The organism is Dactylosporangium sp. NPDC049525, assembly GCF_040676755.1.
Lineage (GTDB): Bacteria > Actinomycetota > Actinomycetes > Mycobacteriales > Micromonosporaceae > Dactylosporangium.
Genome location: NZ_JBFAPO010000051.1, coordinates 25,698 through 39,163, shown reverse-complemented (window position 1 = coordinate 39,163; position 13,466 = coordinate 25,698). Strand labels below are relative to the sequence as shown.

The following is a 13,466-nucleotide window of genomic DNA, read 5'->3' as shown; positions in this document are numbered from 1 at the left end:
TTGACTTCCGCGCCCCGGGGTTGCATGGTTCATTACATGAGTAATGAACCGACGAACCAAGCTGATGGATGACGGCCGGCCGATCTTCCTGCAGATCGCAGAGCAGATTGAGACGTCGATCATCGACGGGTCCCTGGCCGAGGAGGCGCAGGTCCCGTCGACGAACGAGCTCGCGGCCTTCCACCGGATCAACCCCGCCACCGCGGCGAAGGGCGTCAACCAGCTCGTCGACGACGGCGTGCTCTACAAGAAGCGAGGCATCGGCATGTTCGTCTCCCCCGGCGCGCAGGCCAAGCTGCGGCAGCGCCGCAAGGACCAGTTCAGCGAGCTGTACCTGCAGCCGCTGCTGGCCGAGGCCGCGAAACTCGGCATCCACCCGGCCGAGCTCAAGACGATGATCGACCGCTACGAGGAGCAACGATGACCCCGGTCGTGTCCGTGCAGGACCTGTCGAAACGCTACGGATCGGTGACTGCGCTGGACGGCGTCAGCTTCGAGCTGCACCGCAACGGCATCTACGGCCTGCTGGGCCGCAACGGCGCCGGCAAGACCACCCTCATGCAGCTGCTCACCGGCCAGCAGTTCGCCAGCGGCGGCAGCGTCCGCGTCTTCGGCGCCGACCCGGTGGAGAACGAGCAGGTCCTCCAGCAGGTCAGTTTCGTCAAGGAGAGCCAGCGCTACCCCGACACGTTCCGGGTCCGGCACGTGCTGCTCGCCGGCCGGCTGCTGTTCCCCGCGTGGGACGAGGCGTTCGCCCGCTCGCTGGTCGCCGACTTCCAGCTGCCCCTGAGCCGGTCGGTGAAGAAGCTGTCCCGCGGCATGCTGTCCGCGCTCGGCGTCACCGTCGGGCTCGCCTCCCGCGCGCCGCTGACGTTCTTCGACGAGCCGTACCTCGGCCTCGACGCCGCGGCCCGCCAGCTGTTCTACGACCGGCTCCTCGCCGACTACGCCGAGTTCCCGCGCACCGTCGTGCTCTCCACCCACCTCATCGACGAGGTCAGCGACCTCATCGAGCACGTGCTGCTCATCGAACGCGGCCGGCTCGTCCTCGACGAGGCCGCCGACGCGCTGCGCGGCCAGGTCGTCACCCTCACCGGCCCGGCGTCGGCCGTCGACCTGCTCACCGTCAACGCCGACGAGCTGCACCGCGAACACCTCGGCCCGCTGACCCGCGCCACCGTGCGGGGCACCGTCTCCGCCGGCCGGGCCCGCGAGGCCGGTGTCCAGCTCGAGCCCGTCTCGCTGCAGCAGCTCGTCGTCCGCATCACCGCCCGGGAGGCCGTGTCATGAACCGCGTCATCGCCATCGCCCGCCTCCAGGCGGTCGGCCGCCGCGACGGGCTGCTGTGGCCCCTGGTGGTCCTCGGCATCGCCTTCGCTGTCAACCTGTTTGTCTTCGGCTCCATGGGCGACGAGATCGGCGACCGTCCCGTCACCGGCGGCCTCGCCAGCGTCTACATCACCGGGCTCGCCTTCGGCGCCGTCGCGGTCGCCCAGCAGTTCCCGTTCGCCCTCGGCATGAGCGTCACCCGGCGCGAGTTCGCCGCCGCGCTCGGCCTGTTCACCCTCGCCCAGACCGTGATCTATGCGGTCCTGCTGGTCGTCCTGCAGGCCGTGGAGGACGCCACCGGCGGCTGGGGGCTGCGGCTGCGGTTCTTCGGCCTCGGGTTCGTCGACACGTACGGGGTGCCGACCCAGCTGCTGATCTACGCCGTGCCGATGCTGCTGATGAGCCTCATCGGGATCACGCTGGGCACCGTGTACGTGCGCTGGCGCACCAACGGCATCTTCGCCGCGATCTGCGGGGTCGTGGTCGTGCTGGGCGCCGCGGCCGGGCTGATCACGCGGTACGGGCGCTGGCCCGCGGTCGGCGAATGGTTCGTGGACCAGAGCGCGCTGTCGCTGTTCGCCGGCTGGCCGTCGATCGTGGTCGTGCTGCTGACCCTGCTCTCCTGGACGGCCCTGCGCCGCGCCACCGCCTGACCCGGCCCGCCTGACCGGGCCCGATCCGTCACACGCCGGGCGGGGCCGGGCTGAGGGTGGCGAGGATCGACTGGCCCCGGCGGCGGTGCTCGGCGGCGGTGACCGGGTCGGCGGCGGCGTCGTGGGCGTCGGCGAGGTGGACCAGGACGCACGCCTCGCCGGAGCGGTCGCCGAGCTCCCGGTATGCCCGCAGCGCGTGGCCGTAACAGGCGATCGCCTGGTGCGGGTCGCCGAGGTGGTGGTGGGTGTGGCCGACGGCGTCCCAGGTGCCGGCCTCGCCGTGCCGGTCGCCGAGCTCGATCGTCTCGGTGAGGGCCTCGCGGCAGCGGTGCAGGGCATGGCGGTGCTGGCCGAGCCGGCCGTGGATCCAGCCGGTGGCGTTGAGGGCGCGGGCCCGCCAGAGCCGGTCGCCGAGCCGGTCGAAGAGGCGCAGCGCCTGCCCGGTGAGGGTCAGCGCCTCCTGGTAGCGGTGCAGGGCGTGCGCGAGCCAGCCGAGGTGGTAGCTGGCGCGGGCCAGGCCGGCCGCGTCGCCGAACTGCTCGTAGACCCACATGGCGGCGCCGAGGTGGTGTTCGGCGTCCTCGTAGCGGCCGATGCGGGCGTAGGTCTGGCCGAGCGCGCACGCGGCGTCGCCGAGGCCGGCCTGGTTGCCGGCGCGCCGCTGGGCGCGCAGCGCGGCCTCCTGGGTGGCGGCGAGGTCGTGCCACTGGCCGCGCCGGTCGAGATACGTGGTCGTCGCGGCGGCGAGCCGCCACGTGTGCGCGTCGAGGCCCGCCTCGGCGGCCAGGTGCACGGCGGCGAGCAGCGGGCGGCGTTCGGCGTCGAACCAGGCGAGGGCCTCGTCGCGGTCGCCGTGGCGGGGCAGGACGGTGCCGGGTTGCGGGTCGCCGAGCGGCTCGGCGGCGAGGGTCGGGTCGAGCAGCCGCGCCGCGGCGTCGGCGGTGTGCAGGTAGTGATCGAGCAGCCGGTGCACGGCGAGCCGGTAGCCGGGTGCGGCGTCGTGGACGGCGGCCTGCTCGGCGGCGTACGCGCGCAGCAGGTCGTGCAGCCCGTCCCGGCCGGGGGTGTGCTCGGCGACGAGGTTGGCCCGCACCAGCTCGCCGAGCGGCGCCCGGGCCGCGGCGACGGGCACGCCGGCGAGGCTGGCGATCGCGTCGGTGCCGAGGTCGGGGCCGGGGGCGAGGCTGCAGCGGCGCAGCAGCTCCGCGGCGGCCGGCCGCAGCGCCCGGTAGGACCAGGAGAACACCGCCCGCGGGTCGCAGACCGGGTCGTCGCCGGCGATCGCGTCCAGGGTGCCGGCGGCGCGCAGCGACGCGGCGAGGTCCGCCAGCGGCAGGTCGGGGCGGGTCGCGGCCCGGCCGGCGACGACGGCGAGGGCGAGCGGCAGCCGCGCGCAGCGGGTCACGATCTCGGCGACCGCGGCGGGTTCGGCGGCCACGCGGGCCGCGCCGAGGCGGCGGGCCAGCAGGTCGACGCCCTCGCCGTCGCTGAGCAGCCCGACGGCGACGGGCAGGGCGCCCTCGAGCACGACGAGGGAGGTGAGCGCGTCGCGGCTGGTGACGACGGCGAGGCAGCCGGGGGTGCCGGGCAGCAGCGGGCGGACCTGCGCGGCGTCGCGGGCGTTGTCGAGCACGATGAGGACCCGCCGGCCGGACAGGAGGCTGCGCAGCAGGGCGGCCTGCGCGGCGAGGTCGGCGGGGATGCGGTCGGCGGCGACGCCGAACGCGTCGAGGAAACCGCGGACCGCGTCGGCCGGGTCGACGGGGCGGCCGCCGGGGTCGAAGCCGCGCAGGTTGACATACAGCTGCCCGTCGGGGAACTGCTCGGCGGCGCGGTGCGCCCAGTGCACGACCAGCGCGGACTTACCGACGCCGGCGGTGCCGGTGACGACGGCGACCGCGGCCTCGCGGTCGTCGGTCAGCAGCTTGTCGAGCCCGGCGAGTTCGCCGGCCCGGCCGGCGAACGTGCGCACCGCGAGGGGCAGCTGCGCGGGCGCGGCGTCGCGGGGCGCGGCGACGGTGACGACCTCGGCCGCGGGCCCGGGCCAGGGTTCGGGGGCGTCGAGGTCCGGGTCCTGGCGCAGGATCGCGGACTCCAGGTCCCGCAGCGCCGCACCCGGTTCGATGCCGAGGTCGTCGTCCAGGGTGCGGCGCAGCCGCCGGAACGCGGCGAGGGCGTCGGCCTGGCGGCCCAGCCGGTACAGCGTGAGGATGAGCTGCCCGTGCAGCTGCTCGTCGAACGGGTGCTCGCGGGTCAGCCGCTCCAGGTCGGGCAGCAGGTGCGCGTGCTGCCCGAGGCCGAGCCGGGCGTCGAGGAGGGCGCGCTTGCCGCGCAGCCACAGCTGGCCGAGGCGCTCCGCCTGCTCGTCGAGCCACGGCAGCCCGCCGGTGTCCGCCAGGGGCGTGCCCCGCCACAGCTCGAGGGCGGCCTGCAGGTGCCGGGCGCGGGTGGCCAGGTCGGCGCTGCCGGCGCCGTGCAGGCCGGCGGCGATGAGCCGCTCGGCGACCGCGACGTCGGTGCCGTCACCGCCGGCGTCGAGCAGGTAGCCGGGCGGGCGGGAGGTGATGGCGGCCTTGTCGTCGAGGGTACGCCGCAGGTAGGACACGTGGCTCTGCAGCGCGTTGACGGCGTTCGGCGGGGCGGCGTCGCCCCACACCAGGTCGACGAGCCGGCCGGTGCTGACGACCTCGCCCGGGTGCAGGCCGAGGACCGCGAGGACCGCCTTGCGCCGCTGCCCTCGCACGGGCCGTGCGGCGCCGTCGACCACCACGTCGATCGGACCGAGAAGCCTCACCCGCAATCCCGCCGCCCCCCAACGGTTGATTGGTTCGAATCTATCGACGCGCGGGCCCTGGCGCGGCCGGGAGTCCGACTTTTGACGACGCAACCATCCATGCGCATCGGCGGTCGTGCATCGGCGGCCGCAGCGAGCGACGCCGGCGGAAGATCCGGATAGGTTGGACCGATGAGCGCGTTGGAGAAACTCCGGGCCGCCGCGCCCGTCATGCGTGAGGACCTTGCCGGGCTCGTCGCCGTCGAGTCGCCGTCGGCCGACCTCGACGCCCTGGCCAGGTGCGCCGACGTCGTCGCCGAGCTGGGCCGGCGGTGCACCGGGCTGGCGCCGGAGCGGGTCGTCGTCGCCGACCGGCCGCACCTGCGGTGGCGCTTCGGCAGCGGGCCGGCCCGGGTCGTGCTGATCGGGCACTTCGACACGGTGTGGCCGGTGGGCACCCTGGCCCGGTGGCCGTTCACCGTCGACGGCGACCGCTGCACCGGCCCCGGCGTGGTCGACATGAAGGGTGGCCTCGTCGTGCTGTTCCACGCCCTCGCCGCCCTCGCGGCGGTCTCGGACCTCGACGGGGTCGCCGTGGTGTGCAACTCCGACGAGGAGATCGGCTCGCCGACGTCGCAGGCGCTCATCGAGGACACCGCCACGGGCGCGGCCGGCGCGCTGATCCTGGAGGGCAGCGCCGAGGGGCGGCTGAAGATCGCCCGGAAGGGCATCGCGCACTACACGCTGCGCGTCACCGGGCGGGCGTCGCACGCCGGGGTCGCCCCGCACCTCGGCATCAACGCCGGGATCGAGCTGGCGCACCAGGTGCTGCGGATCGCGGCGCTCGGCGCCCCGCCCGGCACGACCGTCATCCCGACCGACTCGAGCGCCGGCACGACCAGCAACACCGTGCCGGCGACCGCGCGGCTCAGCATCGACGCGCGGTCCTTCGACCCGGCGGAGCTGGCCCGGGTCGACGCGGCGCTGCGCGACCTGCGGCCGGTGCTGCCCGGCGCCGACGTGCGGGTGGAGCTCGGCCCGGCCCGGCCGGCGATGCCCGAGTCGGCGTCGGCGGCGCTGTTCGCCCTGGCCGGGCGGCTCGCCGCGACGCTGGGCCTGCCGCCGGTGGACGGCGAGGCGGTCGGCGGCGGCTCCGACGGCAACCTCACCGCCGGGATCGGCGTGCCGACCCTCGACGGGCTCGGCGTCGTCGGCGGCAACGCCCACGCCGAGGGGGAGTGGGCCGACCTGGCGGGCATGCCGGAGCGGGCCGCGCTCGTCGCGGGTCTCGTCGACGCGATCGGCCGCGAGCCGTGAGCGGGACCCCGGATGCCCTGCTCGCGGACGCGTGGGCGGGCGCCCGCGCGGCGGGGGAGCGGGCCGGGGTCGAGGTCGCCGAGATCGGCGGGGCGGCGTTCGAGGACACGTCGCTGCTGCTGCAGCGGGTGTGGCGGGCCGGCCACCCGGCGGAGATCGCGGCGCCGAGCCTGCTGCGGACCTACGCGCACTCGGGCAACTACGTCGCCGGGGCGTACCGCGGCGAACGGCTCATCGGGGCGGCCGTCGGCTTCTTCGGCCGGGACGATGACGGCACGCCGCACCTGCACTCGTTCGTCGCCGGGGTCGAGCCCGGCGGCCTCGGCAAGGGCGTCGGGTTCGCGCTCAAGCAGCACCAGCGGGCCTGGACCCTGGCCCGGGGCGTGCCGGAGGTGCACTGGACCTACGACCCGCTCGTGCTGCGCAACGCGTACTTCAACCTGTGCAAGCTCGGCGCCCGGGCGGAGCGCTACCTGCCGGAGTTCTACGGCGCGCTGGACGACGGCATCAACAGCGGCGACCTCAGCGACCGGCTGCTGGTCGTGTGGCGGCTCGACGCTCCCGAGGCCGTCGCCGCCGCGCACGGCAGACATGCCGGCATCGATGCCGCCGGTACGGCGAAGCTCCTGGACCGGGCCGCGAACGGCGCTCCGGCCGACGTGCCGGACGTACCGGGGACGCGGTTGCTGGTGGCGGTGCCGACCGACGTCGAGGACCTGCGGCGGCACGACCCGGCCGCGGCGACGGCGTGGCGGCTCGCGGTGCGCGAGGCCATGGCCGGGCGCCTCGCCGCCGGCTGGCGGGTCGCGGGTGTCTCCCGCGACGGGTTCTACCTGCTCACCAAGGAGACGTAGATGCGGCTGGACGGCTTGGAGCTGCGGCGGATCGCGATGCCACTCGTCGCGCCGTTCCGCACTTCGTTCGGGACCGAACGGGAGCGGGACGTGCTGCTCGTGCGGGCGGTCGGCGCCGACGCCGAGGGCTGGGGCGAGTGCGTGGCGATGAGTGCGCCGCTGTACTCCTCGGAGCACGTCGACGGCGCGGCCGAGGTGATCCGCCGCTTCTTCGCGCCGGCCCTCGCCGGGGCCGACCTGGACGCCTGGGCCGTGGAGACCCGGCTGGAGCCGTTCAAGGGCCATCCGATGGCGAAGGCCGCGGTGCAGACGGCGGTGCTCGACGCGGTGCTGCGGGCGGCCGGCCTGCCGCTCGGCGGGTTCCTCGGCGCGGTCCGCGACCGGGTCCCGGCCGGGGTGTCGGTCGGCATCATGGACTCGATCCCGGCACTGCTGGACGCCGTCGCCGGCTACCTCGACGCGGGGTACCTGCGGATCAAGCTCAAGATCGAGCCCGGCTGGGACGTCGAGCCGGTCCGGGCCGTCCGGGAGCGGTTCGGCGACGCGGTGCTGCTGCAGGTCGACGCCAACACCGCGTACACCCTGGGCGACGCGCGGCAGCTGGCCCGGCTGGACCCGTTCGACCTGCTGCTCATCGAGCAGCCGCTGCCCGAGGACGACGTACGCGGGCACGCGGCTCTCGCGCGGCTGATCCGCACGCCGATCTGCCTCGACGAGTCGATCGTCAGCGCCCGCGCCGCGGCCGACGCGATCGCGCTCGGCGCGTGCTCGATCGTCAACATCAAGCCGGGCCGGGTCGGCGGCTACCTGGAGGCGCGGCGGGTGCACGACGTGTGCGCCGCCAACGGGGTCGCGGTGTGGGCGGGCGGGATGCTGGAGACCGGCCTGGGCCGGGCCGCGAACGTGACCCTGGCCGCGCTGCCCGGGTTCACGCTGCCCGGTGACACGTCGGCGTCGGACCGGTACTACGCCCGCGACATCACGCCGCCGTTTCTCTTGGAAGCGGGACATGTGGCGGTCCCGTCGGGTCCGGGGATCGGGGTCGCGCCGATCCCGGACGTCCTGGCGGAGGTGACGACCGACACGTCATGGATTCCGCTCAAGTAACTTTACATGCGTTAGCTAACGTGGCTATCTTTACGGGCGTAAACAAACGTCTGTAAGGGGTGCTTGCAATGTCCGAACATCCGCGCCGGTGGGCCGCGCTCGCGGTGCTCAGCCTCACCCTCGTCGCCGTAACCCTCGACAACTCCGTGCTGAACACCGCCCTGCCGTCCCTGGCGCACGGGCTGCACGCCACCACGTCGGACCTGCAGTGGATCACCGACGCGTACACGCTCGTCTTCGCCTCGGCGCTGATCCTCGCCGGCAGCCTCGGCGCCCGGCTCGGCTCGCGGCGGGCCCTCATCGGCGGCCTCGCGGTCTTCGGCGGCGGGTCGGCGATCGCCGCCCTGTCCGACACCCCGGAGCAGCTCATCGCGTGGCGGGCGGTGATGGGGCTCGGCGCCGCGTTCGTCATGCCGGCCACCCTCGCGATCATCACCAGGATCTTCACCCCGGCGGAGCGGCCGAAGGCGTTCGCGGCCTGGTCGGCGGCGGCCGGCATCGGCGTGCTCATCGGCCCCGTCACCGGCGGCGCGCTGCTGGAGCACTACTCGTGGAGCAGCGCCTTCTGGATCAACGTGCCGCTCGTCGCGTTCGCCCTCGCGGCGGTGTTCTACCTGGTCCCGGCGGTCCCCCGGGTGCGCACCGGCCGGCTCGACGTGCTCGGCGCGATCCTGTCCACGGCGGCCGTCGGGCTGCTGGTGGACTTCGTCATCCAGGCCCCGTCGCGGGGCTGGACCTCCGGCGTCGGGTTCGCCGAGCTCGCGGCGGCTGCGGTGCTGTCCGTCGGCTTCGTGATCTGGCAGCTGCGGGCCTCGTCGCCGCTGGTGCGCCTGGACCTGTTCGCCAACCGCACCTTCGCGCTCGCGGCGCTGTCGCTGGCGGTCGTGTTCTTCGTCCTGTTCGGCACGCTGTTCGAGCTGTCGCAGTACCTGCAGCTGGTGCACGGCTACAGCCCCCTCGTCGCCGGGCTGGGCGCGATGCCGTTCGCCGTCGCGATGGCGACCACGTCGGCGACCTCGGCGTTGCTGTCCAAGCGGCTCGGGGTGCGCTGGACCCTGGTCCTCGGCCTGTCCCTCGCCGTCGTCGGCCTGCTGTCGCTGTCCACCACCGGCGTGCACACCGCGTTCTGGCAGGTCGCGTTCGGCACCGGCGTCATCGGCCTCGGCATGGGCATGATGATGGCCCCCGCCAGCCTGCAGATCAGCGGCTCCGTCCCGGCCGAGTACAGCTCGATGGCCGGCGCGCTCAACAGCGTCATCCGTGAGCTCGGCGGCGTCCTCGGCATCGCGGTCCTCGGCACGGTCGTCTCCTCGGCGTACCGCGGCGACCCCGCCCTCGTCCTGCCCGACCTGGACCTGCCGGCCGCGCACGCCGCCGCGGCCGCCATGCCACCGGCCGACGCGTCCCGGGTCCTGTCCGCCGCCGACGCCGCGTTCACCGCCGCGATGGACCGCGGCGCGCTGGTCGCCGCCGGGATCGCCGTGCTGATGGCCCTGGCCGTGGCGTTCATCCGCCCGGCCGCTCCCGCACCGGCCGCTGATCCCGCTGCCGCCGCGCTCGTCCCCCAACCGGCATGATGGACCGATGAACACCTCGGGAGGCCGCACTCGCAACCGCAGGGGCGAGGGCGGCCTCCTGCGTGACGAGATCGTCGCCGCGGCCGAGCGCATCCTCGAACGCGAAGGCGACGAGGCCGCGATCACCCTGCGGTCCGTCGCGCGCGAGGCCGGCATCGCCGCCCCGTCGATCTACGCGCACTTCGCCGACCGTGACGCCATCGTCGAGGCCGTCCTGGACATCGCCTTCGAACGGCTCCGGCAGTTGATCGTCGACACCACCGGCGACTCGCACACCGACCCGGTCGAGGCGCTGCTGGCCGGCTGCCACGCCTACGTCGACTTCGCGATGCGCGAGCCGGCCCGGTACCGGGTGCTGTTCAACCGGCTCCGCGAAGGCCGGCCGGAGCTGAAGCTGCCGCTGCGCCTGGAGGACGTGCCGCCGCGGTGGCGCAGCCGCCTGCAGGCGTTCGAGGTGCTGGTCGAGGGGCTGAGTGCCTGCGTCGCGGCCGGCCGCTCCGCCAGCACCGACCCGTTCGCCGACGCGACCTGTCTCTGGACGTCGATGCACGGCGCGGTCATGATGCGCCAGTTCGTGCCCGGCTTCCCGTGGCCGCCGTTCGACGAGACCGTCGACGCGCTCGTCCTGCGGATCGGCCGGATCACCGGATGACGGCCCTGGACCTCTCGACCCCCGTCGACCACGCCGCCCGGGCGCTGCTGGGCTGCACGCTCACCGCCAACGGGGTGACCGTCCGCCTCACGGAGGTCGAGGCGTACTCCGGCACCGGCGAGGACCCCGCCTCGCACGCCCACCGCGGCCGCACCCCGCGCAACGCCATCATGTTCGGGCCCGCCGGGTACGCGTACGTCTACTTCACCTACGGCATGTACTACTGCGTCAACGTGGTCACCGGCGTCGAGGGCACCGCGTCGGCGGTCCTCCTGCGCGCCGGCGAGATCGTCGAGGGTCTGCCCGTCGCGCGGGCCCGCCGCCCCGCCGCCCGCACCGACGTGGAGCTGGCCCGCGGCCCGGCCCGCCTGTGCGCGGCACTCGCCATCGACCGCGACTTCTACGGCACGTACCTGCTCGGCGACCCGCCACTGCTCAGCCCGCCGGCCGTTCCTCCCGGTGCTTTTTCCGTGGGCCCGCGCGTCGGCGTCACCGGCGCCCACGACGTGCCGTGGCGCTTCTGGCTCACCGGCGACCCGACCGTCAGCGCCTACCGCCGGCACGTGCCGAAGCGGGTTGCGCTGGGCGGGTCGGACGCGTAAGTTTTTTCTTACCGATGGACGTTGACCTGGACGTCGTGCTGGCGGCGATCGCCGATCCGACCCGCCGGACCCTGCTGCAGCGGCTGGCCTATGGCGCGGCGACCACCGGTCAGCTCGCGGAGCTGCTGCCGATGAGCCGCCCCGCGGTGTCCCAGCACATCAAGGTCCTGCAGGACGCCGGGCTGATCCACACCGCCGTGCGGGGGCGGCACCGCTGGCACGAGCTGGTGGTGGAGCGGCTCACCGTCGTCGACCGCTGGACCGCGGGCCTCACCGCCCGTCACGCCGCCATGCACCCTGAGAAGGAGCCCCGATGACCCAGCCGGTCAGCTATGTGGAGCTGCACAGCCCCGACCCTGCCGCAACGAATGCGTTCATGTCGGCGGTGTTCGGCTGGCAGCCGACACCGTTCGCGGCGCCGGACTATCTGGTCGCTCCGCACGGCGACGCGCCCGGAGTGGACACGGGGCTGCTGGCCTCGCAGGACGGGCAGCCGCGGGCCGTGCCGGTGATCCGGGTCGGTGCGCTTGCCACGGCGACGGCGCTGGTCGAGGAGCATGGCGGGCAGGTCGTGGTGGAGCCGTTCACGCTGCCCGGGGTCGGGAGCGGGTGTTACATCGTCGATCCGGCGGGGTTGCTGATCGGCCTGCATGCCTATGACGCGAGCTGACCCCGCTTTCGTTGGGCGCCACCAGCGCATCGGCGGAAAAGGCGGGCCGTCAGAAGCGGGACCGGCGGTGCATGGAGTTGATCCGCTGCTGTTGCGGCGGGACCACAAGCGGCCGGATGTGAGCGCCGCCCTGAGGCCGGGGAAGCCCGTCGAGCAGGTCGTCGAGGCGCTTCACGAGCGGGTCGTCGACGTCGGCCGTGTAGTCGTCCGGGCGGGTCTGGTCGACACCCCCGGGCACCCGTGCGAGCCGGAGGAGCACCGTGCCGGTCACGGCGACCACGAGGTTGGCGAGGAGGGCGATGAGGCCCACGTACACCATGATGCCGTTGCCGAAGGACCAGCTGGAGCCGCCGAAGTGGGCCTTCACCACGACGCCGCCGGGGCCGAGCTGAGGGATCTGGTAAAGCATGACGACGGCCGTGACGAGGCCGGTGACCAGGCCGGCGATGAGGGCGGCGCGGTGGAACCAGGCCGTGGTCAGGCCGAACATGACCGCCGGGATCGTCTGCAGGATGACGGCGCCGCCGATGAGCTGCAGCTCCGCGGAGTACGCGGGGTCCAGCAACAGGATGACCGCGACCGCGCCGAACTTCACGACCAGGGACGCCCAGCGGCTCACGCGGGCCTCCTCCGCGGGGGCGGCGCCGGGGCGGATGTACTGACGGTAGATCGAGCGGGTGAACGCGTTCGCGGCCGCGATCGACATGACCGCGGCAGGGATCAGCGCGGCGACGCCGAGGGTGGCGTACGCGATCCCCGCCGACCAGCCCGGCAGCAGGCTGTGGAACAGCTGCGGGGTGATGGTGTTGAGGTCCCGGCCGACGGGCAGGACGCCGTTGGCGACGGCGAACAGGCCGAGCATCCCCATCAGGCCCAGCGCCAGGCAGTAGACCGGCAGGGCGGCGGTGTTGCGCTGCACCGTGGAGCGGTCGCGGGCGGCGATGATGGCGATGACGGCGTGCGGATACGCGAAGATCGACAGCGCCGAGCCCACGACCATCGTCAGGTAGCCGACCTGGCCGGCGTCGGTGAGCAGCAGGCCGTCCGTCGGTGACGGGGTGCGCGCGAAGTGGTCCGCCGCGAGCCGGAACGTGGTGCCCCAGCCGCCGGACATCGCGACGATCAGCACCCCCGACACCACGACCCAGACGAGCAGGATGTCCTTCGCGATGGACAGCAGCGCCGGCGCCCGCAACCCGGAGCGGAACGTGCTCACCGACACCAGGCCGACGGCGACGAGCAGCGGCCACTCGCCGGCGACGCCCAGGGTCTTGAAGACCGCCTGCAGCGACAGCAGCTGCACCGACACGTACGGCATGGTGGCCACGATGCCGGTGACGGCGACCAGCGCCGACAGGCCCGGCGAGCCGAACCGCGCCCCCGCCATCTCGCCCGGGGTGACGAACCCGTGCCGGTGCGACACCGACCAGGCCCGGGCGGACAGGATGAAGGCGATCGGGGTCGTCGCGATCGCGAACGGCACCGCGAAGAACCCGAGCGCGCCGACGCCGTAGGTCAGCGCGGGCACCGCGACGAACGTGTAGGCGGTGTACATGCTGCCGCCGAGCAGGAACCAGGTGACCCAGCTGCCGAACGCCCGGCCGCCGACGCCCCACTCCTCCAGGCTGTGGATGCTCTGCGGCCGCCGCCACCGCGCCGCGGCGAATCCCACGATGATCATTGCGCCCATGAGGACCGTGAACACCGTGATCTCGACATCGCGGTCGGTCATCGCCGCACCCCGAGGTAGACGATCGAGATGACCACGGTGGCGAGGAGCGCGCACGCCAGCTGGTACCAGAAGAAGAACGGCACCCCCAGCAGCTGCGGGTCCATGCGGTTGTAGAACGGCACGGCCAGGGGCGCGACGGTCGGGACCACCAGTAGCCAGTACAGAGGGCGGCGGCGCTGATCAGGCTCGGGCATCGCTTG

14 protein-coding genes are annotated in these 13,466 nt (G+C 74.0%); 11 read left to right on the top strand and 3 right to left on the bottom strand.

Annotated elements, in window-relative coordinates; all coding sequences use genetic code 11:
* The first annotated feature begins 43 nt into the window (after positions 1-43).
* The 3 genes from AB0K00_RS44100 to AB0K00_RS44090 are packed head-to-tail and all read left to right on the top strand — an operon-like array spanning position 44 to position 1,982.
* Positions 44-424: a GntR family transcriptional regulator gene (locus AB0K00_RS44100; protein WP_363534451.1), complete on the top strand. Its 381-nt coding sequence runs from the start codon at positions 44-46 to the stop codon at positions 422-424.
* Positions 421-1,290 (top strand): ABC transporter ATP-binding protein, encoded by an 870-nt coding sequence (locus AB0K00_RS44095; RefSeq protein WP_363534448.1) that lies wholly within the window; start codon positions 421-423, stop codon positions 1,288-1,290. The genes AB0K00_RS44100 and AB0K00_RS44095 overlap by 4 nt, the downstream gene beginning before the upstream one ends.
* A complete protein-coding gene (locus tag AB0K00_RS44090; protein WP_363534445.1) occupies positions 1,287-1,982 on the top strand; it encodes a hypothetical protein in 696 nt (231 codons plus the stop codon). Before AB0K00_RS44095 ends, AB0K00_RS44090 begins: the two co-directional genes overlap by 4 nt.
* A 28-nt stretch (positions 1,983-2,010) precedes the next feature.
* Here the strand turns inward: AB0K00_RS44090 and AB0K00_RS44085 are convergent, their stop codons facing one another.
* On the bottom strand, positions 2,011-4,776 hold the full coding sequence (locus AB0K00_RS44085; protein WP_363534442.1) for a BTAD domain-containing putative transcriptional regulator: 2,766 nt from the start codon (positions 4,774-4,776) through the stop codon (positions 2,011-2,013).
* Between the two features lie 171 nt (positions 4,777-4,947).
* Here AB0K00_RS44085 and AB0K00_RS44080 point away from each other — a divergent pair, with 171 nt between their 5' ends.
* The 8 genes from AB0K00_RS44080 to AB0K00_RS44045 all read left to right on the top strand — a co-directional run bounded on the left by AB0K00_RS44080 (position 4,948) and on the right by AB0K00_RS44045 (position 11,534).
* Positions 4,948-6,072: a M20/M25/M40 family metallo-hydrolase gene (locus tag AB0K00_RS44080; RefSeq protein ID WP_363534439.1), complete on the top strand. Its 1,125-nt coding sequence runs from the start codon at positions 4,948-4,950 to the stop codon at positions 6,070-6,072.
* Positions 6,069-6,926, top strand: a complete 858-nt coding sequence (locus tag AB0K00_RS44075) for a GNAT family N-acetyltransferase (protein WP_363534437.1) — start codon at positions 6,069-6,071, stop codon at positions 6,924-6,926. The genes AB0K00_RS44080 and AB0K00_RS44075 overlap by 4 nt, the downstream gene beginning before the upstream one ends.
* A complete protein-coding gene (gene menC / locus AB0K00_RS44070; RefSeq protein WP_363534434.1) occupies positions 6,927-8,033 on the top strand; it encodes an o-succinylbenzoate synthase in 1,107 nt (368 codons plus the stop codon).
* Between the two features lie 68 nt (positions 8,034-8,101).
* Positions 8,102-9,610: an MFS transporter gene (locus AB0K00_RS44065; protein WP_363534431.1), complete on the top strand. Its 1,509-nt coding sequence runs from the start codon at positions 8,102-8,104 to the stop codon at positions 9,608-9,610.
* A 7-nt stretch (positions 9,611-9,617) separates the two neighbouring features.
* Positions 9,618-10,262, top strand: coding sequence for a TetR/AcrR family transcriptional regulator (locus AB0K00_RS44060; protein ID WP_363534428.1), 645 nt, complete (start codon positions 9,618-9,620; stop codon positions 10,260-10,262).
* Complete coding sequence (locus tag AB0K00_RS44055) at positions 10,259-10,864, top strand: DNA-3-methyladenine glycosylase (protein WP_363534425.1); 606 nt, start codon at positions 10,259-10,261, stop codon at positions 10,862-10,864. The genes AB0K00_RS44060 and AB0K00_RS44055 overlap by 4 nt, the downstream gene beginning before the upstream one ends.
* 14 nt (positions 10,865-10,878) lie before the next feature.
* Positions 10,879-11,181 (top strand): metalloregulator ArsR/SmtB family transcription factor, encoded by a 303-nt coding sequence (locus tag AB0K00_RS44050; protein WP_363534422.1) that lies wholly within the window; start codon positions 10,879-10,881, stop codon positions 11,179-11,181.
* Positions 11,178-11,534 carry a hypothetical protein gene (locus AB0K00_RS44045; RefSeq protein WP_363534420.1) on the top strand — a complete coding sequence of 119 codons (357 nt, stop codon included), beginning with the start codon at positions 11,178-11,180 and terminating at the stop codon, positions 11,532-11,534. Before AB0K00_RS44050 ends, AB0K00_RS44045 begins: the two co-directional genes overlap by 4 nt.
* Before the next feature lie 49 nt (positions 11,535-11,583).
* On the opposite strand, the gene AB0K00_RS44040 is transcribed toward AB0K00_RS44045, so the two are convergent.
* Entirely contained in the window at positions 11,584-13,266 is a 1,683-nt protein-coding gene (locus AB0K00_RS44040; protein ID WP_363534417.1) for a sodium:solute symporter family protein, read from the bottom strand.
* Positions 13,263-13,460, bottom strand: coding sequence for a DUF3311 domain-containing protein (locus AB0K00_RS44035; RefSeq protein WP_363534414.1), 198 nt, complete (start codon positions 13,458-13,460; stop codon positions 13,263-13,265). Before AB0K00_RS44035 ends, AB0K00_RS44040 begins: the two co-directional genes overlap by 4 nt.
* Positions 13,461-13,466 lie beyond the last annotated feature (6 nt).

Bases quoted from the DNA above. Each gene is read 5' to 3' on its own strand.
- AB0K00_RS44035 (WP_363534414.1), bottom strand. From the start codon at position 13,460: ATGCCCGAGCCTGATCAGCGCCGCCGCCCTCTGTACTGGCTACTGGTG.
- AB0K00_RS44100 (WP_363534451.1), top strand. From the start codon at position 44: ATGAACCGACGAACCAAGCTGATGGATGACGGCCGGCCGATCTTCCTG.
- AB0K00_RS44090 (WP_363534445.1), top strand. From the start codon at position 1,287: ATGAACCGCGTCATCGCCATCGCCCGCCTCCAGGCGGTCGGCCGCCGC.
- AB0K00_RS44055 (WP_363534425.1), top strand. From the start codon at position 10,259: ATGACGGCCCTGGACCTCTCGACCCCCGTCGACCACGCCGCCCGGGCG.
- AB0K00_RS44060 (WP_363534428.1), top strand. From the start codon at position 9,618: ATGAACACCTCGGGAGGCCGCACTCGCAACCGCAGGGGCGAGGGCGGC.
- AB0K00_RS44080 (WP_363534439.1), top strand. From the start codon at position 4,948: ATGAGCGCGTTGGAGAAACTCCGGGCCGCCGCGCCCGTCATGCGTGAG.
- menC (WP_363534434.1), top strand. From the start codon at position 6,927: ATGCGGCTGGACGGCTTGGAGCTGCGGCGGATCGCGATGCCACTCGTC.
- AB0K00_RS44040 (WP_363534417.1), bottom strand. From the start codon at position 13,266: ATGACCGACCGCGATGTCGAGATCACGGTGTTCACGGTCCTCATGGGC.
- AB0K00_RS44065 (WP_363534431.1), top strand. From the start codon at position 8,102: ATGTCCGAACATCCGCGCCGGTGGGCCGCGCTCGCGGTGCTCAGCCTC.
- AB0K00_RS44095 (WP_363534448.1), top strand. From the start codon at position 421: ATGACCCCGGTCGTGTCCGTGCAGGACCTGTCGAAACGCTACGGATCG.
- AB0K00_RS44045 (WP_363534420.1), top strand. From the start codon at position 11,178: ATGACCCAGCCGGTCAGCTATGTGGAGCTGCACAGCCCCGACCCTGCC.
- AB0K00_RS44050 (WP_363534422.1), top strand. From the start codon at position 10,879: ATGGACGTTGACCTGGACGTCGTGCTGGCGGCGATCGCCGATCCGACC.